The organism is Saccharothrix texasensis (assembly GCF_003752005.1).
Classification (GTDB): domain Bacteria; phylum Actinomycetota; class Actinomycetes; order Mycobacteriales; family Pseudonocardiaceae; genus Actinosynnema; species Actinosynnema texasense.
Map to the genome: position 1 here is coordinate 5895987 of NZ_RJKM01000001.1, position 18760 is coordinate 5914746.

Here is an 18760-nt window from a genome sequence, read left to right on the forward strand (position 1 = left end):
AACCAAAAAGGGGAAGAGAGTAGACGTGCTCGACGTCAACTTCTTCGATGAGCTTCGCATCGGTCTTGCGACCGCGGACGACATTCGCCAGTGGTCCTTCGGCGAGGTCAAGAAGCCCGAGACCATCAACTACCGCACGCTCAAGCCGGAGAAGGACGGCTTGTTCTGCGAGAAGATCTTCGGTCCCACCCGGGACTGGGAGTGCTACTGCGGCAAGTACAAGCGCGTGCGCTTCAAGGGCATCATCTGCGAGCGCTGCGGCGTCGAGGTGACCCGCGCCAAGGTGCGCCGTGAGCGGATGGGCCACATCGAACTGGCCGCGCCCGTCACGCACATCTGGTACTTCAAGGGCGTCCCCAGCCGGTTGGGCTACCTGCTCGACCTGGCGCCCAAGGACCTCGAGAAGATCATCTACTTCGCGGCCTACGTCATCGTGGGCGTGAACACCGAGCTGCGCCACAACGACCTGCCGACGCTCGAGAACGAGATGCAGGTCGAGCGCAAGCGGGTCGAGAACCGGCGTGACGCCGACGTCGAGGCCCGCGCGCAGAAGCTGGAAGCCGACCTGGCCGAGCTGGAGGCGGAGGGCGCCAAGTCCGACGTCCGCCGCAAGGTCAAGGAGGGCGGCGAGCGCGAGATGCGCCAGCTCCGCGACCGGGCCCAGCGCGAGCTGGACCGGCTCGACGAGATCTGGTCCACCTTCACCAAGCTCGAGCGCGCCCAGCTGATCGCGGACGAGCTGCTCTACCGCGAGCTGTACGACCGCTACGGCGACTACTTCACCGGCGCCATGGGCGCGGAGGCCATCCAGCGGCTGCTGGGTGACTACGACGTCGACGCCGAGGCCGACGTGCTGCGCGAGACGATCCGCAGCGGCAAGGGCCAGAAGAAGCTGCGCGCCCTCAAGCGGTTGAAGGTCGTGGCCGCCTTCCAGGCGACCCGCAACAACCCGCAGGGCATGGTCCTGGACTGCGTGCCGGTCATCCCGCCGGACCTGCGCCCGATGGTGCAGCTCGACGGTGGCCGCTTCGCCACGTCCGACCTGAACGACCTGTACCGCCGCGTCATCAACCGCAACAACCGCCTCAAGCGACTGATCGACCTCGGCGCGCCCGAGATCATCGTCAACAACGAGAAGCGGATGCTGCAGGAGGCCGTCGACGCGCTGTTCGACAACGGCCGCCGCGGCCGGCCGGTGACGGGCCCGGGCAACCGGCCGCTCAAGTCGCTGTCCGACCTGCTCAAGGGCAAGCAGGGCCGGTTCCGCCAGAACCTGCTCGGCAAGCGCGTCGACTACTCGGGCCGTTCGGTCATCGTGGTCGGCCCGCAGCTGAAGCTGCACCAGTGCGGCCTGCCCAAGCAGATGGCGCTGGAGCTGTTCAAGCCGTTCGTGATGAAGCGGCTGGTCGACCTCAACCACGCGCAGAACATCAAGTCCGCCAAGCGGATGGTGGAGCGCGCGCGCCCCGCCGTGTGGGACGTGCTCGAAGAGGTCATCACCGAGCACCCCGTGCTGCTGAACCGCGCGCCCACGCTGCACCGGCTGGGCATCCAGGCCTTCGAGCCGCAGCTGGTCGAGGGCAAGGCCATCCAGCTGCACCCGCTGGTCTGCGAGGCGTTCAACGCCGACTTCGACGGTGACCAGATGGCGGTCCACCTGCCGCTGTCCGCCGAGGCGCAGGCCGAGGCGCGCGTGCTGATGCTGTCGTCGAACAACATCCTCTCGCCCGCGTCGGGCAAGCCGCTGGCCATGCCGCGTCTGGACATGGTGACCGGCCTGTACCACCTGACCCGGCACAAGAAGGACGACCTCGGCGAGGGCCAGGCCTACTCCTCGCCCGCCGAGGCGCTGATGGCGTTCGACCGCAAGGTCCTGGGCCTGCAGTCCATGGTCAAGATCCGGATCACGGACAAGAACCCGCCGAAGGGCCAGGAGCCCGAGGGCTGGGAGCCCGGCCAGGCGTGGTTGGCCGAGACCACCCTCGGTCGCGTGCTGTTCAACGAGGTCCTGCCGCCGGACTACCCGTTCATCAACGACGTCATGCCCAAGAAGCGGCAGGCGACGATCATCAACGACCTCGCCGAGCGGTACCCGATGGTCACCGTCGCCCGGACGCTGGACAAGCTGAAGGACGCCGGTTTCTACTGGGCCACCCGGTCGGGCGTCACGGTCGCGATCTCCGACGTGCTCGTGCCGGCTGCCAAGCAGGGCATCCTGGACGAGTACGAGAAGCTCGCGGACGCGGTCGAGAAGCGCTACCAGCGCGGTCAGCTCTCCCACACGGAGCGCAACAACGAGCTGGTCAAGGTGTGGACCAAGGCCACCGAAGAGGTCGCCGAGGTCATGGAGGCCAACTTCCCCGAGGACAACTCGATCCGCATGATCGTGATGTCGGGCGCGGCGGGCAACATGACCCAGGTCCGCTCGCTGGCGGGTATGCGCGGTCTGGTGACCAACCCGAAGGGCGAGTACATCCCGCGGCCGATCAAGAGCTCGTTCCGCGAGGGCTTGTCGGTGCTGGAGTACTTCATCGCCACGCACGGCGCCCGCAAGGGTCTGGCCGACACCGCGCTGCGCACCGCCGACTCGGGTTACCTGACCCGTCGTCTGGTGGACGTCTCGCAGGACGTCATCATCCGCGAGGTCGACTGCGGCACCACCCGCGGCGTGAACATGACGGTCGGCGAGCGGCTGGGCGACAAGGTCGTGCTGGCCGAGTTCGCGCAGACCAGCGTGTACGCGCGGACCATCGCCGAGGACATCACCGACGCCGGTGGCAACATCGTGCTCAACCGCGGTGACGACCTGGGCGACCCGGCGCTGGCCACCCTCGTCGAGGCGGGCGTGACCAGGGTCAAGGTCCGCTCGGTGCTGACCTGCGAGTCCGCGGTCGGCGTGTGCGCGTCCTGCTACGGCCGTTCGATGGCGACCGGCAAGCTGGTCGACGTCGGCGAGGCCGTCGGCATCGTCGCCGCGCAGTCCATCGGTGAGCCCGGCACGCAGCTGACCATGCGCACGTTCCACCAGGGTGGTGTGGCCGGTGACGACATCACCACCGGTCTGCCCCGTGTGCAGGAGCTGTTCGAGGCCCGCGTGCCGAAGGGCAAGGCGCCCATCGCGGACGTCGACGGCCGGGTGCGCATCGAGGACGGCGACCGGTTCTGGAAGATCACCCTCATCCCGGACGACGGGTCCGAGGAGATCCTCTTCGAGAAGCTGTCCAAGCGTCAGCGGCTCGCGAACACGGCCACCGGCCCGTTGCAGGACGGCGACCACGTGGGCGTCGGCCAGCAGCTGCTGGAGGGCACGCCCGACCCGCACGAGGTGCTGCGCGTGATGGGTCCGCGTGAGGCCCAGCTGCACCTCGTGGGTGAGGTCCAGAAGGTCTACCGGGCCCAGGGCGTGGCGATCCACGACAAGCACATCGAGGTCATCGTCCGGCAGATGCTGCGCCGGGTGACGATCATCGACTCGGGTGCGACCGAGTTCCTGCCGGGCTCGCTGGTCGAGCGCGCGGAGTTCGAGTCGGGCAACCGGGCCGTGGTGGCCGAGGGCGGCGAGCCCGCCGCCGGCCGTCCGGTGCTGATGGGCATCACGAAGGCGTCGCTGGCCACGGACTCGTGGTTGTCGGCGGCCTCCTTCCAGGAGACGACGAGGGTCCTGACCGACGCCGCCATCAACGGGCGTTCGGACAAGCTCATCGGCCTGAAGGAGAACGTGATCATCGGCAAGCTGATCCCGGCCGGCACCGGCATCAACCGGTACCGGAACATCCAGGTGCAGCCGACCGAGGAAGCGCGTGCGGCAGCGTACGCCATCCCGAGCTACGACGACGGCTACTACACGCCGGACGTCTTCGGCACGGGCACGGGCGCCGCGGTCCCGCTGGACGACTACGACTTCGGCCGCGACTACCGCTGACGCAGCCAGTCGACTGAAAGGCCCCCGGAGCCTCCCGCTCCGGGGGCCTTTCCCTGTTCCACGCAGACCACCCGGCCGTCCCGAAGAGGCGTCGGGCGGTGCCTTCGCGACCGGCGAGAGCCAGCGGGTCACGTGGACCGGCAGTACGCCGGCTGCCCACGCTCGACCGATATCCAGTGTGAAGTGATCCGCGCTCGTGGTGATCATCGCCGTGAGCACCGGCGGAGACGGCGACGCGCCGAAAGTCGCGTCCCCCGCTGATCCGGTCTCCGGCACCCGGGAACCAGGCGCTCGACCCGCCTTCCCCGGAGCGACGGCCAAGGACGCCGTGGCCCAGGCCGGTGAGACGGTGGACGCCGAAGGGCTGCGAATAACGACTACCGGCCTGGTCGACGGCGACGACACCCTGGGTCCGACGTTGTGCACGGCGGTGACCTACGACAACCAGTCCGGCCGACCCGCCCCCTTCAACGGCGGCTTCGACTGGAAGTCGCAGAGCCCGAACGGCGCGATCCTGTCGAACACGTTCACCGGGAGCGACAACCTCCTGCGGTCGGGCGAACTGGCTCCGGGCGGCAAGATGACCGCCGACGTGTGCTTCGACGCCGGGCAGGGGAAACCTCCTGGCCAGTACGTGGTGCTCCTCGACCCGACTTCCCGGTTCGGCTCGGACCGGATCGCGTGGGTGAACGCGCGGTAGCCGCGTCAGCGCCGCGGAGGTCCGACTCGTGACCCGGTCAGGTGGGGCGGCGGCGGGATTTGGCCAGGGAGCGGGCGCGGGCGACCAGGTCGTCGACCAGGTCCGCGTCGGCGACCGGGGGAGTGGCGTCCGCGCAGCACGGCGGCTTGGTGCGCTTCTCGGTGAGCTTCGGGCGGACGCCGGCCAGCTCGTACAGCGTCTCGTAGAGGTCGCGGCCGGGGTCGTCGTCGTGCGGGCCGACCAGCAGGACCCAGGCGGTGCGCGGGGACGGGAAGGCGACGACCACCCGGTCGGTCCCGCGCAGGTGCTTCACGCACAGGCGCGGCAGTGGTTCGGGGCCCGTGACGCGGTACCCGAGCGCCAGGCAGCCGCTGTGGGCCAGCTCGTCCAGGAACCTGTCGTAGGCGACCCTGGCCGCGCCGCGCAGGCCGGCGGACTGGCCGGCCGCGACCGGCGTTTCGACGACGGTGATCAGCGAACCACGCGTCCTTCGCCGCGGTGCAGCTGGGCCAGGCTGGTGGCGAGGTCGTCGCGGTCGAGCAGCGCCGCGTCGCTCAACCGCCGGTGCACCTCGTCCAGCAGCGCGCGGCTCTTGCCCGCCCGCCTCAGGTCCGACACGACGTGCAGCACCTGGTGCAGCCGCACGGCGTCCAACAACATCCGGGGCTCCTGGCTGTGGATGGCGAGCACGCCCTCGCGCGCCCACGCCTTGACCGTCTTCTCGGTCAGCTCCAGCAGCTCGCCCGCCACGACCGGCCGCACCGGCGGCGCCTTGCGCAGAGCCTTCGCCACCACGCCGTGCAGCTTGCGCCGCCGCTCGTCGTCCTCCGACAAGCTCGACGCGACCTCTTCGATCTCCTCGATCTGGTCGAACAGGTCGCGGATCTGCGCGGCCTCGGTGGCGACGGACATGACGGGCCTCCCCGGGTCACTACCGATTATCGCCCAGTTTCCCGGTAGTGACAACGGTGGCCCCGCACCACCGGCGCGGGGCCACCACCACGAAGATCAGGACGAGAAGAACAGCCCGCCCAGGCCGCGGTGCTTCCGGTGCCCGTAGTGGCCGCCGTAACCCGGCGCGGCGCCCCAGCCCGGCTGCACCGGCTGCTGCACGTAGTGGACCTGGGGCTGCGGCGCGACGGGCGGCGGCGGCGGCGGGGGAGCCATCTGCTGCTCGAGCCGGGTGATGGCCTCCAGCTCGCCGTAGTCGAGGAAGACCCCGCGGCAGCCATCACACTGCTCGATGTGCACGCCCATGCGGTCGAAGGTGCGCATGTTCGCATGACACTTGGGACACTGCATCGTGTGAGCCTCCTGCTCTTGACGCGATGATCCCGATATTAGCCGCGCCGAATGGGTTCGTGTGCCGACACGATCCGGGCGCAGGTCTCGATCAGCGCTTCCTGGGCGTCGTTCAACTCCGTTCCGTCGCGCTGCGCAGCGGAGAGGGCACGGGCCGCCATCTGCACGACCAGGGCGCGCGCGGGCGGCTCCAGCACCGACCACGGGTCGTCGCGCGGCACGCCGGTGCCGCCCGCGTCGAGGTACGACCCGAGCAGCCGTCCCCACGCCTCGGCGTCGAGCACGCCCGCCGCGTGCAGCGCGGCCGGCCGGGCCAGGTCCCACGCCGGGTCGCCGACGCCGAGGTCGTCCACGTCGATCAACCGGTAGCCGTCCCGCCACACCAGCTGGCCGAGGTGCCAGTCGCCGTGGATGAGCGTGACGCCGCCGTCGTCGAACGCCGGCAACGTCGCGAACGCCCGCCGCACCAGGTCGGCCGCGGGCGTGTCGAGCGTCAGGTCGCGCACCGCCCGTTCCATCCGGGGCCGGGCGCCGGCCAGGGGCACGGGCGGCGCGAAGTCGGCGGCGGTGAACCGGTGCAGCGCGGCCAGCATCCGCCCGGCCGCCTCCATGGGCAGGTCCTCGGGCTCGCCCTGCGGCACCGGGGTGCCCATCGGCCAGGCCGTGACGACCCGTCCGAGCACCACGGCGGGCGCCGACCGGGGCGCGAGCAGGAGCTCGCCCACGCGGGGGTCGGCGGCCAGCCGGAGCCGCGCGGTGAGCACGTCCAGGTCCGTGCCCGGCTCGTGCGCCTTGAGCACCACGTCCGAGACCCGGACCACCACGACGTCGCCGCGCACCGCGAGCACCTCGGGCGAGGCGTCGGCGGCCACCAGCGCGGCCATGCCCGCGATGAGATCGGAGTTCACCCGCCCAGTGTGACCGGCCGCCGGCGAGGCCCGGGTCACGCCCGCCACCACCACGGGTTCACTCGATCGAGTGAAACGGCGATCACGTCGACCTGCGGCGTTCCCCGGATCGTGTTCTGATTGCGGGTGAGTCGCCGCTCGACTCCGACGTCGGCCCCGTCGGGCGAGCGGTGCGAGGACCGTCACGAGAACACCCCTGCGAACGGTCCGCGTGCGGCGCACGTCGGATCGGGCAGGTGCGGGAGCGCATCCGTTTTGACCCGTGGGAACCAGGCGGGGTATCTTTGGTACTCGTGCCCGACCCATGTCGGGCCGCTCCGCGTGCCTACGCGCCAGTGGTGCTGGAAAGCCGGCCGCGGTGACCTCCACGCGTAGGGGCATCCTGGGATGTCGCCTGCGGACCTGGGGCGCTGTGTTGCAGTCTCGGCACCGCCGAGAGCGGCGACACGCCCGACCTCGGGTGCAGAGAGGGACCAAGTAAACAGGGCTCGTCGCCCACGCGGCGGGCACGTAAAGGGAAGAAGCAGCCGGCGTATGCCAACGATCCAGCAGCTGGTCCGCAAGGGCCGGCAGGACAAGGTCGCCAAGCAGAAGACCGCGGCGCTCAAGGGCAGCCCGCAGCGGCGCGGTGTGTGCACCCGCGTCTACACGACCACGCCCAAGAAGCCGAACTCGGCGCTGCGCAAGGTCGCCCGCGTGAAGCTGACGAGCGGTATCGAGGTCACGGCTTACATCCCCGGTGAGGGCCACAACCTGCAGGAGCACTCGATGGTGCTCGTGCGCGGCGGTCGTGTGAAGGACCTCCCCGGTGTCCGCTACAAGATCATTCGCGGTTCGCTCGACACGCAGGGCGTGAAGAACCGCAAGCAGGCTCGCAGCCGGTACGGCGCGAAGAAGGAGAAGAGCTGATGCCCCGCAAGGGACCGGCCCCGAAGCGGCCGCTGATCTCCGACCCGGTCTACAGCTCTCCGCTGGTGACCCAGCTCATCAACAAGGTGCTGGTCGACGGCAAGCGCTCCGTGGCCGAGCGGATCGTGTACGGCGCCCTCGAAGGCGCCCGCGACAAGACGGGCACCGACCCGGTCGTCACCCTCAAGCGCGCCCTGGACAACGTCAAGCCCGCGCTCGAGGTGAAGTCCCGCCGCGTCGGTGGCGCCACCTACCAGGTGCCGGTCGAGGTGAAGCCGGGCCGCTCGACCACGCTCGCGCTGCGCTGGCTGATCACCTTCTCCCGGCAGCGCCGCGAGAAGACCATGATCGAGCGCCTGATGAACGAGCTGCTCGACGCGAGCAACGGCCTGGGCGCGAGCGTCAAGCGCCGCGAGGACACGCACAAGATGGCCGAGTCCAACAAGGCCTTCGCCCACTACCGCTGGTGATGTGACGCCCCGCCGGTCCCCCGAGGACCGGTGGGGCTCTCCCAGCCCTAGTGAGCCTGCTACCAGCTAGCTCAAGACAGGGGAAGACACCCGTGGCACAGGACGTGCTCACCGACCTGGCCAAGGTCCGCAACATCGGGATCATGGCCCACATCGACGCGGGCAAGACCACGACGACCGAGCGGATCCTGTTCTACACCGGGATCAGCTACAAGATCGGCGAGGTCCACGACGGCGCCGCCGTGATGGACTGGATGGAGCAGGAGCAGGAGCGCGGCATCACGATCACGTCGGCCGCGACGACGTGCTTCTGGAAGAACCACCAGATCAACATCATCGACACGCCGGGCCACGTCGACTTCACCGTCGAGGTGGAGCGCAACCTCCGCGTCCTCGACGGTGCCGTTGCCGTGTTCGACGGCAAGGAAGGCGTCGAGCCCCAGTCCGAGCAGGTCTGGCGCCAGGCGACCAAGTACGACGTCCCGCGCATCTGCTTCGTCAACAAGATGGACAAGCTCGGCGCGGACTTCTACTTCACCGTGAAGACCATCCAGGACCGCCTGGGCGCCAAGCCGCTGCCGATCCAGATCCCGATCGGGTCGGAGAGCGACTTCATCGGCGTCGTCGACCTGGTCGAGATGCGTGCGCTGACCTGGCGCGGCGAGGTCCAGAAGGGTGAGGACTACACGGTCGAGGAGATCCCGGCCGACCTCGCCGACAAGGCCGCCGAGTACCGCGAGGCGCTCGTCGAGGCCGTCGCCGAGACCGACGACGCCCTCATGGAGGCCTACCTCGGCGGCGAGGAGTTCACCGTCGAGCAGATCAAGACGGGCATCCGCGCGATCGTCAAGAACCGCTCCGCCTACCCGGTGCTGTGCGGTTCGGCGTTCAAGAACAAGGGCGTCCAGCCCATGCTCGACGCGGTGATCGACTACCTGCCCGCGCCGCTGGACCTCCCCCCCGTCGAGGGCACGCTGCAGGACGGCGAGACGCCGGCCTTCCGCAAGCCGTCCACGGACGAGCCGTTCGCCGCGCTGGCGTTCAAGATCGCGGCGCACCCGTTCTTCGGCAAGCTGACCTACATCCGGGTCTACTCGGGCAAGGTCGCGGCGGGCACCCAGGTCATCAACTCGACCAAGGACCGCAAGGAGCGCATCGGGAAGATCTTCCAGATGCACGCCAACAAGGAGAACCCGGTCGACGAGGCCATCGCCGGTCACATCTACGCCGTGATCGGGCTCAAGGACACCACCACCGGTGAGACGCTCTGCGACCCGCAGTCGCCCATCGTGCTGGAGTCCATGACCTTCCCCGAGCCGGTCATCCAGGTGGCGATCGAGCCGAAGACGAAGGCCGACCAGGAGAAGCTGGGCACCGCGATCCAGAAGCTGGCCGAGGAGGACCCGACGTTCCGGGTCAACCTCGACCAGGAGACCGGCCAGACGATCATCGCCGGCATGGGCGAGCTCCACCTGGACATCCTGGTGGACCGCATGCGCCGCGAGTTCAAGGTCGAGGCGAACATCGGCAAGCCGCAGGTGGCGTACCGGGAGACGATCCGCCGCAAGGTGGAGAAGTACTCCTACACCCACAAGAAGCAGACCGGTGGTTCGGGCCAGTTCGCGAAGGTCCTCATCGACCTGGAGCCGCTGGAGAAGACCGAGGACGGCGCTCTCTACGAGTTCGTCAACGCGGTCACCGGCGGTCGCATCCCGCGGGAGTACATCCCGTCCGTGGACGCGGGCGCCCAGGACGCGATGCAGTACGGCGTGCTGGCGGGCTACCCGCTGGTCGGCGTCAAGCTGACGCTGACCGACGGCGCTTACCACGAGGTCGACTCGTCGGAGATGGCGTTCAAGATCGCCGGCTCCATGGCGCTCAAGGAAGCCGCCCGCCAGGCGAGCCCGGCCATCCTCGAACCGCTGATGGCCGTCGAGGTCACCACGCCCGAGGACTACATGGGCGACGTGATCGGCGACTTGAACTCCCGCCGTGGTCAGATCCAGGCCATGGAAGAGCGCAGTGGTGCCCGTGTCGTGAAGGCGCTGGTCCCGCTGTCGGAGATGTTCGGGTATGTCGGCGACCTGCGGTCCAGGACCCAGGGTCGCGCGAACTACTCGATGACCTTTGACTCCTACGCCGAGGTTCCCGCGAACGTCGCGAAGGAGATCATCGCGAAGGCGACGGGCGAGTAACCCCAACCGGAGCACCGCAGCACCACGCGGGCTCTCCGGGGGGATGCCCCGGGGTCCGCACAACCGACCCTGACGTGACGCCCGGCGGGCAGCGATCCGCCCGCCGGGCTAAGCAATAGAAGTCCAGGAGGACATTCCAGTGGCGAAGGCGAAGTTCGAGCGGACGAAGCCGCACGTCAACATCGGCACCATTGGTCACATCGACCACGGTAAGACGACGCTGACCGCTGCGATTTCGAAGGTCCTGCACGACAAGTACCCGGACCTGAACCCCTTCACGCCGTTCGACCAGATCGACAAGGCGCCGGAGGAGAAGCAGCGCGGCATCACCATCTCGATCGCGCACATCGAGTACCAGACCGACAAGCGCCACTACGCGCACGTCGACTGCCCCGGTCACGCCGACTACATCAAGAACATGATCACCGGTGCGGCGCAGATGGACGGCGCCATCCTGGTGGTCGCGGCGACCGACGGCCCGATGCCGCAGACCAAGGAGCACGTGCTCCTGGCCCGCCAGGTCGGTGTGCCCTACATCGTGGTGGCCCTGAACAAGGCCGACATGGTGGACGACGAGGAGATCCTGGAGCTCGTCGAGCTCGAGGTCCGCGAGCTGCTCTCCGAGTACGAGTTCCCCGGTGACGACCTGCCGGTCGTCCGCGTCTCCGCGCTGAAGGCGCTGGAGGGCGACGCCGAGTGGGGCGAGAAGCTCATCGGCCTGATGGACGCCGTGGACGAGAACATCCCGGAGCCCGAGCGCGAGGTCGACCGGCCGTTCCTGATGCCGGTCGAGGACGTGTTCACCATCACCGGTCGTGGCACCGTGGTGACCGGCCGCATCGAGCGCGGCATCATCAAGGTCAACGAAGAGGTCGAGATCGTCGGCATCAAGGAGACCTCGAAGAAGACGACGGTCACCTCGATCGAGATGTTCAAGAAGTTCCTCGACGAGGGTCGCGCGGGCGACAACGCGGCGCTGCTGCTGCGCGGCATCAAGCGCGAGGAGGTGGAGCGCGGCATGGTCATCGTGAAGCCGGGCACCACCACCCCGCACACCGAGTTCGACGCGCAGGTCTACATCCTGTCGAAGGACGAGGGTGGCCGGCACACGCCGTTCTTCAACAACTACCGCCCGCAGTTCTACTTCCGCACCACCGACGTGACCGGCGTCGTGACCCTCCCCGAGGGCACCGAGATGGTCATGCCGGGCGACACCACGTCGATGGCCGTGAAGCTGATCCAGCCGATCGCCATGGACGAGGGCCTGCGGTTCGCCATCCGCGAGGGTGGCCGCACCGTCGGCGCGGGCTCGGTCACCAAGATCATCAAGTGACCTGGCTCTAGTTCTCACCCCCCGATTTGGTCTGCGCACCCTCGTGTGCGACCATTGACGGGTTGCTCGTCGGGGCGGCCGGTTCGAGTTCTGGACTCGGCCGCCCCGTCACGAGTGGGGTTTGATCGAGCAAGACAATCCCACAGGTTTCATCAGTGGGACCGGTCTGTGCGTTGGGGCGCGACACGCCCGACCGCGTGGACCGGGCACCGTGACACCGCTCGGTGTCAATCCTGAATAGGGGGCGGAGCGCGCCGGAGGTCCCGTGACCTCGTGCAAGGTGCCCGCACCGCAGCGGTACTAGAAGCAGAGGAACGGCAAGCCATCATGGCGGGACAGAAGATCCGCATCCGGCTCAAGGCCTACGACCACGAGGCGATCGACGCGTCCGCGCGCAAGATCGTCGAGACCGTGACGCGCACCGGCGCTCGGGTCGTCGGGCCTGTGCCGCTGCCCACTGAGAAGAACGTTTACTGCGTCATCCGCTCGCCGCACAAGTACAAGGACTCGCGCGAGCACTTCGAGATGCGCACGCACAAGCGTCTGATCGACATCCTCGACCCGACGCCGAAGACGGTGGACGCGCTCATGCGCATCGACCTGCCGGCGAGCGTCGACGTCAACATCCAGTAAGCGTTGGACGCGGCAGTGTTGATCCCATTTGGGGCGGAGAGTAACGAGACCCATGTCTGACAGGCAGGTTAAGGGCCTCCTGGGCACCAAGCTCGGCATGACTCAGGTCTTCGACGAGAACAACCGGATCGTTCCGGTGACCGTCGTCAAGGCCGAGCCGAACGTGGTCACCCAGGTTCGGACCCAGGAAATCGACGGCTACTCGGCCGTGCAGCTGGCCTTCGGCGCGATCGACCCGCGCAAGGTCAACAAGCCCGTCGCGGGCCACTACGCCAAGGCGGGCGTCACGCCCCGCCGCCACCTGGCGGAGCTGCGCACCACGGATGCGTCCGAGTACACGGTCGGCCAGGAAATCACCGCCGAGGTCTTCGAGGCCGGCGTGGTGGTCGACGTGGTCGGCACCAGCAAGGGCAAGGGCACCGCGGGTGTCATGAAGCGCCACGGGTTCAAGGGCCTCGGCGCGAGCCACGGCACGCAGCGCAAGCACCGCTCGCCGGGTTCCATCGGCGGCTGCGCCACGCCCGGCCGCGTGTTCAAGGGCCTGCGGATGGCGGGCCGGATGGGCCACGTGCGGGTGACCACCCAGAACCTCAAGGTGCACCGCGTGGACGCCGAATCCGGCCTCCTGCTCATCAAGGGCGCCGTGCCCGGTCCCAAGGGCGGCACCGTGTTCATCAAGACCGCTGCGAAGGGTGGTGCCTGATCATGACTTCCGTTGAGATCCGCACCCCGGAGGGCAAGGCCGACGGCTCCGTCGAGCTGCCCGCCGCGATCTTCGACGCGCAGGCGAACGTGGCCCTGCTGCACCAGGTCGTCGTGGCCCAGCTGGCCGCGGCCCGCCAGGGCACGCACTCGACCAAGACTCGCGGCGACGTCCGCGGCGGTGGCAAGAAGCCGTACCGGCAGAAGGGCACCGGCCGCGCCCGTCAGGGCTCGACCCGCGCCCCGCAGTTCGCCGGTGGTGGCGTCGTCCACGGCCCCCAGCCGCGTGACTACAGCCAGCGCACCCCCAAGAAGATGAAGGCCGCTGCCCTGCGCGGCGCCCTCTCCGACCGGGCGCGCGCCGAGCAGGTGCACGTGGTGACGAGCTTCGTCGAGGGCGACACGCCGTCGACCAAGTCGGCCCGCAAGGTGCTGGAGTCGGTGACCGAGGCCCGTCGCGTGCTGGCCGTGCTGCTGCGCACCGACGAGGTTTCGTGGGTCAGCCTGCGCAACCTGCCGCACGTGCACATCATCGCGCCGGACCAGCTCAACACCTACGACGTGCTGGTCAACGACGACGTGGTGTTCACCAAGGACGCGCTCGACGTGTTCCTGGCGAGCAAGGCCCAGCACGGGCAGGGCTCCGCCGAGGCCACCGCCGAGTCGTCCGAGGTCGACGAGGAGGCCGCGAAGTGATCCCCGACCACCGGGACATCCTGCTCGCGCCGGTCATCTCCGAGAAGTCCTACGGGCTGCTCGAGGAGAACAAGTACACCTTCGTGGTGGCTCCCGGCTCGAACAAGACCCAGATCAAGATTGCCGTGGAGAAGGTCTTCGGCGTCAAGGTCGTCAGCGTCAACACGCTCAACCGCCAGGGCAAGCGCAAGCGGACCCGGACCGGTTTTGGCAAGCGCAAGGACACCAAGCGCGCCATCGTGACGCTGTCCGCCGAGAGCAAGCCGATCGAGATCTTCGGCGGCCCGGCCGCCTGATGACGACGAGGACTGCGTAGAGATGGGCATTCGCAAGTACAAGCCGACGACCCCCGGTCGTCGCGGTGCGAGCGTCTCCGACTTCGCCGAGATCACTCGGACGACGCCGGAGAAGTCGCTGGTCCGCCCGCTGCACGGCCGTGGTGGCCGCAACGCGTCGGGCAAGATCACGACGCGGCACAAGGGCGGCGGCCACAAGCGGGCGTACCGCCTCATCGACTTCCGCCGCACCGACAAGGACGGCGTGCCGGCCAAGGTCGCTCACATCGAGTACGACCCCAACCGCACCGCGCGCATCGCGCTGCTGCACTACCTCGACGGCGAGAAGCGCTACATCATCGCCCCGTCGAAGTTGCAGCAGGGCGACATGGTGGAGAACGGCCCGAAGGCTGACATCAAGCCGGGCAACAACCTGCCGCTGCGCAACATCCCGGTCGGCACGGTGATCCACGCGATCGAGCTCCGCCCCGGCGGCGGCGCGAAGATCGCCCGGTCCGCCGGCGCCAGCGTTCAGCTCGTCGCCAAGGACGGCCCCTACGCCCAGCTGCGGATGCCCTCGGGCGAAATCCGCAACGTGGACGTCCGGTGCCGCGCCACGGTCGGCGAGGTCGGCAACGCCGAGCACCAGAACATCAACTGGGGCAAGGCCGGCCGCATGCGGTGGAAGGGCAAGAAGCCCACCGTCCGCGGTGTCGCCATGAACCCGGTCGACCACCCGCACGGTGGTGGTGAGGGCAAGACCTCCGGTGGTCGCCACCCGGTGAACCCGGCCGGTAAGCCCGAGGGCCGCACGCGCCGCCGCAACAAGCCAAGCGACAAGCTCATCGTCCGGCGTCGTCGCACCGGTAAGAAGCGCTGAGCAGGGAGGGAGTGAAGGATGCCTCGCAGCCTTAAGAAGGGCCCCTTCGTGGACGACCACCTGCTCAAGAAGGTGGACGTCCTCAACGAGTCGGGCAAGAAGACCGTCATCAAGACCTGGTCCCGCCGGTCGACGATCATCCCCGACATGTTGGGCCACACGATCGCGGTGCACGACGGCCGCAAGCACGTGCCGGTGTTCGTCTCGGAGGCGATGGTCGGGCACAAGCTCGGCGAGTTCGCCCCGACCCGCACGTTCAAGGGCCACATCAAGGACGACCGGAAGTCGCGCCGTCGCTAGGCGACGAACTAGAGGAAGAGCAAGGGGAAGCAGCGATGAACGCCCGTAACGAAGCCGAAGCGCCGGAGTTCCCGCGCGCCGTGGCTCGGGCTCGCTACGTCCGTGACACGCCCATGAAGGTGCGTCGCGTCGTCGAGCTCATCAGGGGTCGTAGCGCCAGCGAGGCCCTGGCCGTGCTCCAGTTCGCGCCGCAGGCGGCATCTGAGCCGGTCCGCAAGGTGCTGCAGAGCGCCGTGGCCAACGCCGAGAACAACCTGTCCCTCGACCCCGACACCCTGTGGGTGTCGAAGGTCTACGTGGACGAGGGCCCGACCCTCAAGCGGTTCCGCCCGCGCGCCCAGGGCCGCGCCTACCGGATCCGCAAGCGGACGAGCCACATCACCGTCGAGGTGGAGAGCCGTCCGAAGAAGACCAGCGCGAAGGCCGGCGCTGACAGGAAGGGGGCTCGGTAGTGGGCCAGAAAATCAACCCGCACGGCTTCCGACTTGGTATCACCACGGACTGGAAGTCCCGCTGGTACGCCGACAAGCAGTACGCGGAGTACGTGGCCGAGGATGTCAAGATCCGCAAGCTGCTCTCCAAGGGCATGGAGCGGGCCGGCATCTCGAAGGTGGAGATCGAGCGCACCCGGGACCGGGTCCGCGTCGACATCCACACCGCCCGGCCGGGCATCGTCATCGGCCGCCGCGGCGCCGAGGCCGACCGCATCCGCGGTGAGCTGGAGAAGCTCACCAAGAAGCAGGTGCAGCTCAACATCCTCGAGGTGAAGAGCCCGGAGTCGGACGCGCAGCTCGTCGCACAGGGTGTGGCCGAGCAGCTGTCCAACCGCGTGGCGTTCCGCCGCGCGATGCGCAAGGCCATCCAGTCGGCCATGCGCTCGCCCCAGGTGAAGGGCATCCGCGTGCAGTGCGGCGGCCGTCTCGGCGGCGCCGAGATGTCCCGCTCCGAGCACTACCGCGATGGCCGGGTCCCGCTGCACACGCTGCGCGCCGACATCGACTACGGCTTCTTCGAGGCCCGCACCACGTTCGGCCGGATCGGCGTGAAGGTGTGGATCTACAAGGGCGACATCGTCGGTGGCATCAGCGCCAAGCGTGAGCGTGACGCCGCTCCGGCGGCCGACCGCGCCCCGCGCCGCGACCGCGCCGACCGCCCGAACCGGGCGCGTCGTTCCGGCGCCAGCGGCACCACCGCGACGAGCACCGAGGCCGGCCGGGCCGCTGCGGGCGACCAGGCCGCCGCGCCGACCGATGAGAAGACGGAGGGCTGAGTCGTGCTCATCCCGCGCAGGGTTAAGCACCGCAAGCAGCACCACCCCGGACGGTCCGGTGCTGCCAAGGGCGGCACGAGGGTCACCTTCGGCGAGTTCGGCATCCAGGCTCTGGAGCCCGCCTACGTGACCAACCGGCAGATCGAGTCGGCTCGTATCGCGATCACCCGGCACATCCGCCGCGGTGGCAAGGTCTGGATCAACATCTTCCCGGACCGCCCGCTGACCAAGAAGCCCGCCGAGACCCGCATGGGTTCCGGTAAGGGTTCGCCGGAGTGGTGGGTGGCCAACATCAAGCCGGGTCGGGTGCTCTTCGAGATGAGCTTCCCGAACGAGGCTGTGGCCCGCGAGGCACTGCGCCGCGCGATCCACAAGCTCCCGATGAAGTGCCGCATCGTTACGCGTGAGGGTGGTGAGTTCTGATGGCAGCGGGTACCACCGCTTCCGAGCTGCGTGAGCTCACCGAGGAAGAGCTCGTGCTGCGCCTGAGGGAGGCGAAGGAGGAGCTGTTCAACCTCCGCTTCCAGATGGCCACCGGGCAGCTCGACAACAACCGCCGCCTGCGCACGGTCCGGCACGAGATCGCCCGGATCTACACCGTGATGCGGGAACGGGAGCTGGGCCTGTCGGCCTCTCCCGACGCGGTTTCCACTGGTGAGGGTGCGGCATGAGCGAGAACAACGAAGTGACCACCGAGGTTCGCAACGACCGCAAGGTCCGCGAGGGCTACGTCGTGTCCGACAAGATGGACAAGACGATCGTGGTGGCGGTCGAGGACCGCAAGAAGCACCGCCGGTACTCCAAGGTCATGCGCTCCACCACCAAGGTGAAGGCGCACGACGAGGAGAACACCGCCGGCGTGGGTGACCGCGTGCTGCTGATGGAGACGCGGCCGCTGTCCGCCACCAAGCGCTGGCGCCTCGTGCAGGTCCTCGAGAAGGCCAAGTAGCCAGTCGTACGACCGAGCCCGTCAGGTCGGAAATCTGGCGGGCCAGGAATGGTCAAGGAGCAGGTAAGTGATCCAACAGGAGTCGCGGCTGCGCGTCGCCGACAACACCGGTGCGAAGGAAATCCTCTGCATCCGTGTTCTCGGTGGCTCGGGCCGCCGCTACGCGGGCATCGGGGACATCATCGTCGCGACGGTGAAGCAGGCCATCCCGGGTGCCGGCGTCAAGAAGGGCGACGTCGTCAAGGCGGTCATCGTCCGGACCGTGAAGGAGAAGCGTCGTCCCGACGGCTCCTACATCCGGTTCGACGAGAACGCCGCGGTGCTCATCAAGAACGACAACGAGCCGCGGGGCACCCGCATCTTCGGCCCGGTCGGTCGTGAGCTGCGCGACAAGAAGTTCATGAAGATCATCTCGTTGGCGCCGGAGGTGCTCTGACCATGAAGGTGAAGAAGGGCGACACGGTCGTCGTTATCGCCGGCAAGGACAAGGGTGCTCGCGGCAAGGTCATCATGGCCTACCCCGCTGAGAACCGCGTCTTGGTCGAGGGCGTCAACCGCATCAAGAAGCACACCCGGATCTCGCAGACCGAGCGCGGCGCGCAGTCGGGCGGCATCGTGACGCAAGAGGCCTCCATCCACGTGTCCAACGTGATGGTGGTCGACGCGGACGGCAAGCCGACCCGTGTGGGCTACCGGACGAACGACGAGGGCAAGCGGGTCCGCATTTCCCGTCGTAACGGGAAGGACATCTGATGACCACCGTTGAGAAGACCCTGCCGCGGCTCAAGGTCCGCTACCGCGAGGAGATCGTCGCCTCGCTGCGCGAGCAGTTCGAGTACGCGAACGTCATGCAGATCCCGGGCGTGGTGAAGGTCGTCGTCAACATGGGTGTCGGCGACGCCGCCCGTGACGGCAAGCTGATCGAGGGCGCCGTCAAGGACCTCTCGATCATCACCGGTCAGCGTCCCGAGGTCCGTCGGGCCCGCAAGTCCATCGCGCAGTTCAAGCTGCGCGAGGGCATGCCGATCGGCGCGCGCGTCACGCTGCGCGGCGACCGCATGTGGGAGTTCCTGGACCGCCTGCTGACGATCGCGCTGCCGCGTATCCGCGACTTCCGCGGTCTGTCGGGCAAGCAGTTCGACGGCAACGGGAACTACACGTTCGGTCTCAACGAGCAGTCGATGTTCCACGAGATCGACCCGGACGCCATCGACCGCCCCCGCGGTATGGACATCACCGTGGTGACGACCGCGACCAACGACGAAGAGGGCCGGGCGCTGCTGAAGCTCCTGGGCTTCCCGTTCAAGGAGAACTGA

Annotated in this window: 24 protein-coding genes; 20 read left to right on the top strand and 4 right to left on the bottom strand. The window is 68.4% G+C overall.

Translation table 11 applies throughout. From position 1 onward, the window contains the following. Positions 1-25: 25 nt before the first annotated feature. A complete protein-coding gene (locus tag EDD40_RS26020; protein ID WP_123745264.1) occupies positions 26-3922 on the top strand; it encodes a DNA-directed RNA polymerase subunit beta' in 3897 nt (1298 codons plus the stop codon). Positions 3923-4133: 211 nt separating this feature from the next. Next, the gene (locus tag EDD40_RS26025) at positions 4134-4622 is read left to right on the top strand and encodes a DUF4352 domain-containing protein (RefSeq protein ID WP_148088914.1); all 489 of its coding nucleotides are present in this window, start codon (positions 4134-4136) and stop codon (positions 4620-4622) included. A 37-nt stretch (positions 4623-4659) separates the two neighbouring features. Here EDD40_RS26025 and EDD40_RS26030 read toward each other — a convergent pair whose 3' ends face one another. The 4 genes from EDD40_RS26030 to EDD40_RS26045 form a co-directional block, all read right to left on the bottom strand. After that, entirely contained in the window at positions 4660-4935 is a 276-nt protein-coding gene (locus tag EDD40_RS26030) for a hypothetical protein (protein ID WP_123745266.1), read from the bottom strand. A 158-nt stretch (positions 4936-5093) separates the two neighbouring features. Beyond that, the gene (locus EDD40_RS26035) at positions 5094-5534 is read right to left on the bottom strand and encodes a hypothetical protein (protein WP_123745267.1); all 441 of its coding nucleotides are present in this window, start codon (positions 5532-5534) and stop codon (positions 5094-5096) included. Positions 5535-5630: 96 nt separating this feature from the next. After that, on the bottom strand, positions 5631-5924 hold the full coding sequence (locus tag EDD40_RS26040) for a TFIIB-type zinc ribbon-containing protein (RefSeq protein ID WP_123745268.1): 294 nt from the start codon (positions 5922-5924) through the stop codon (positions 5631-5633). A gap of 38 nt (positions 5925-5962) precedes the next feature. Beyond that, positions 5963-6832, bottom strand: coding sequence for a phosphotransferase (locus tag EDD40_RS26045; protein ID WP_123748287.1), 870 nt, complete (start codon positions 6830-6832; stop codon positions 5963-5965). 534 nt (positions 6833-7366) lie between these two features. On the opposite strand from EDD40_RS26045, the gene rpsL reads away from it, so the two are divergent. The 18 genes from rpsL (at position 7367) to rplE (ending at position 18760) form a co-directional block, all read left to right on the top strand. Further along, entirely contained in the window at positions 7367-7741 is a 375-nt protein-coding gene (gene rpsL, locus EDD40_RS26050; RefSeq protein WP_030473471.1) for a 30S ribosomal protein S12, read from the top strand. Next, positions 7741-8211 (top strand): 30S ribosomal protein S7, encoded by a 471-nt coding sequence (rpsG, locus tag EDD40_RS26055; protein ID WP_053715239.1) that lies wholly within the window; start codon positions 7741-7743, stop codon positions 8209-8211. The genes rpsL and rpsG overlap by 1 nt, the downstream gene beginning before the upstream one ends. 92 nt (positions 8212-8303) lie before the next feature. After that, positions 8304-10406, top strand: coding sequence for an elongation factor G (fusA, locus tag EDD40_RS26060; RefSeq protein ID WP_123745269.1), 2103 nt, complete (start codon positions 8304-8306; stop codon positions 10404-10406). A gap of 139 nt (positions 10407-10545) precedes the next feature. Then, complete coding sequence (gene tuf, locus EDD40_RS26065) at positions 10546-11739, top strand: elongation factor Tu (RefSeq protein ID WP_123745270.1); 1194 nt, start codon at positions 10546-10548, stop codon at positions 11737-11739. A gap of 327 nt (positions 11740-12066) precedes the next feature. Further along, positions 12067-12372, top strand: a complete 306-nt coding sequence (rpsJ, locus tag EDD40_RS26070) for a 30S ribosomal protein S10 (RefSeq protein WP_003938093.1) — start codon at positions 12067-12069, stop codon at positions 12370-12372. Positions 12373-12424: 52 nt separating this feature from the next. Beyond that, positions 12425-13075, top strand: a complete 651-nt coding sequence (gene rplC, locus EDD40_RS26075; RefSeq protein WP_123745271.1) for a 50S ribosomal protein L3 — start codon at positions 12425-12427, stop codon at positions 13073-13075. Between the two features lie 2 nt (positions 13076-13077). Further along, on the top strand, positions 13078-13770 hold the full coding sequence (rplD, locus tag EDD40_RS26080) for a 50S ribosomal protein L4 (RefSeq protein WP_123745272.1): 693 nt from the start codon (positions 13078-13080) through the stop codon (positions 13768-13770). Continuing rightward, on the top strand, positions 13767-14066 hold the full coding sequence (gene rplW, locus EDD40_RS26085; protein WP_123745273.1) for a 50S ribosomal protein L23: 300 nt from the start codon (positions 13767-13769) through the stop codon (positions 14064-14066). Before rplD ends, rplW begins: the two co-directional genes overlap by 4 nt. A 22-nt stretch (positions 14067-14088) precedes the next feature. Beyond that, on the top strand, positions 14089-14925 hold the full coding sequence (gene rplB, locus EDD40_RS26090) for a 50S ribosomal protein L2 (RefSeq protein ID WP_073885917.1): 837 nt from the start codon (positions 14089-14091) through the stop codon (positions 14923-14925). Between the two features lie 18 nt (positions 14926-14943). Next, on the top strand, positions 14944-15225 hold the full coding sequence (gene rpsS / locus EDD40_RS26095; RefSeq protein ID WP_033436717.1) for a 30S ribosomal protein S19: 282 nt from the start codon (positions 14944-14946) through the stop codon (positions 15223-15225). A 35-nt stretch (positions 15226-15260) separates the two neighbouring features. After that, positions 15261-15677 (top strand): 50S ribosomal protein L22, encoded by a 417-nt coding sequence (rplV, locus tag EDD40_RS26100; protein WP_053715232.1) that lies wholly within the window; start codon positions 15261-15263, stop codon positions 15675-15677. Beyond that, the gene (gene rpsC, locus EDD40_RS26105) at positions 15677-16495 is read left to right on the top strand and encodes a 30S ribosomal protein S3 (protein WP_123745274.1); all 819 of its coding nucleotides are present in this window, start codon (positions 15677-15679) and stop codon (positions 16493-16495) included. The genes rplV and rpsC overlap by 1 nt, the downstream gene beginning before the upstream one ends. 3 nt (positions 16496-16498) lie before the next feature. Beyond that, a complete protein-coding gene (gene rplP / locus EDD40_RS26110; protein WP_123745275.1) occupies positions 16499-16918 on the top strand; it encodes a 50S ribosomal protein L16 in 420 nt (139 codons plus the stop codon). Continuing rightward, positions 16918-17166, top strand: a complete 249-nt coding sequence (gene rpmC, locus EDD40_RS26115; RefSeq protein ID WP_033428581.1) for a 50S ribosomal protein L29 — start codon at positions 16918-16920, stop codon at positions 17164-17166. The genes rplP and rpmC overlap by 1 nt, the downstream gene beginning before the upstream one ends. Then, positions 17163-17444 carry a 30S ribosomal protein S17 gene (gene rpsQ, locus EDD40_RS26120; RefSeq protein ID WP_123745276.1) on the top strand — a complete coding sequence of 94 codons (282 nt, stop codon included), beginning with the start codon at positions 17163-17165 and terminating at the stop codon, positions 17442-17444. The genes rpmC and rpsQ overlap by 4 nt, the downstream gene beginning before the upstream one ends. A 67-nt stretch (positions 17445-17511) precedes the next feature. Next, positions 17512-17880 carry a 50S ribosomal protein L14 gene (gene rplN, locus EDD40_RS26125; protein ID WP_033436721.1) on the top strand — a complete coding sequence of 123 codons (369 nt, stop codon included), beginning with the start codon at positions 17512-17514 and terminating at the stop codon, positions 17878-17880. A gap of 2 nt (positions 17881-17882) precedes the next feature. Beyond that, positions 17883-18197, top strand: a complete 315-nt coding sequence (rplX, locus tag EDD40_RS26130) for a 50S ribosomal protein L24 (protein ID WP_123745277.1) — start codon at positions 17883-17885, stop codon at positions 18195-18197. Next, positions 18197-18760 carry a 50S ribosomal protein L5 gene (rplE, locus tag EDD40_RS26135; protein WP_123745278.1) on the top strand — a complete coding sequence of 188 codons (564 nt, stop codon included), beginning with the start codon at positions 18197-18199 and terminating at the stop codon, positions 18758-18760. Before rplX ends, rplE begins: the two co-directional genes overlap by 1 nt.

Coding starts and splice junctions, on each gene's coding strand:
- EDD40_RS26035 (WP_123745267.1), bottom strand. CDS start 5,534: ATGTCCGTCGCCACCGAGGCCGCGCAGATCCGCGACCTGTTCGACCAG.
- EDD40_RS26040 (WP_123745268.1), bottom strand. CDS start 5,924: ATGCAGTGTCCCAAGTGTCATGCGAACATGCGCACCTTCGACCGCATG.
- rpsL (WP_030473471.1), top strand. CDS start 7,367: ATGCCAACGATCCAGCAGCTGGTCCGCAAGGGCCGGCAGGACAAGGTC.
- rpsG (WP_053715239.1), top strand. CDS start 7,741: ATGCCCCGCAAGGGACCGGCCCCGAAGCGGCCGCTGATCTCCGACCCG.
- rpsJ (WP_003938093.1), top strand. CDS start 12,067: ATGGCGGGACAGAAGATCCGCATCCGGCTCAAGGCCTACGACCACGAG.
- rplC (WP_123745271.1), top strand. CDS start 12,425: ATGTCTGACAGGCAGGTTAAGGGCCTCCTGGGCACCAAGCTCGGCATG.
- rplD (WP_123745272.1), top strand. CDS start 13,078: ATGACTTCCGTTGAGATCCGCACCCCGGAGGGCAAGGCCGACGGCTCC.
- rplB (WP_073885917.1), top strand. CDS start 14,089: ATGGGCATTCGCAAGTACAAGCCGACGACCCCCGGTCGTCGCGGTGCG.
- rpsS (WP_033436717.1), top strand. CDS start 14,944: ATGCCTCGCAGCCTTAAGAAGGGCCCCTTCGTGGACGACCACCTGCTC.
- rplV (WP_053715232.1), top strand. CDS start 15,261: ATGAACGCCCGTAACGAAGCCGAAGCGCCGGAGTTCCCGCGCGCCGTG.
- rpmC (WP_033428581.1), top strand. CDS start 16,918: ATGGCAGCGGGTACCACCGCTTCCGAGCTGCGTGAGCTCACCGAGGAA.
- rpsQ (WP_123745276.1), top strand. CDS start 17,163: ATGAGCGAGAACAACGAAGTGACCACCGAGGTTCGCAACGACCGCAAG.
- rplX (WP_123745277.1), top strand. CDS start 17,883: ATGAAGGTGAAGAAGGGCGACACGGTCGTCGTTATCGCCGGCAAGGAC.
- rplE (WP_123745278.1), top strand. CDS start 18,197: ATGACCACCGTTGAGAAGACCCTGCCGCGGCTCAAGGTCCGCTACCGC.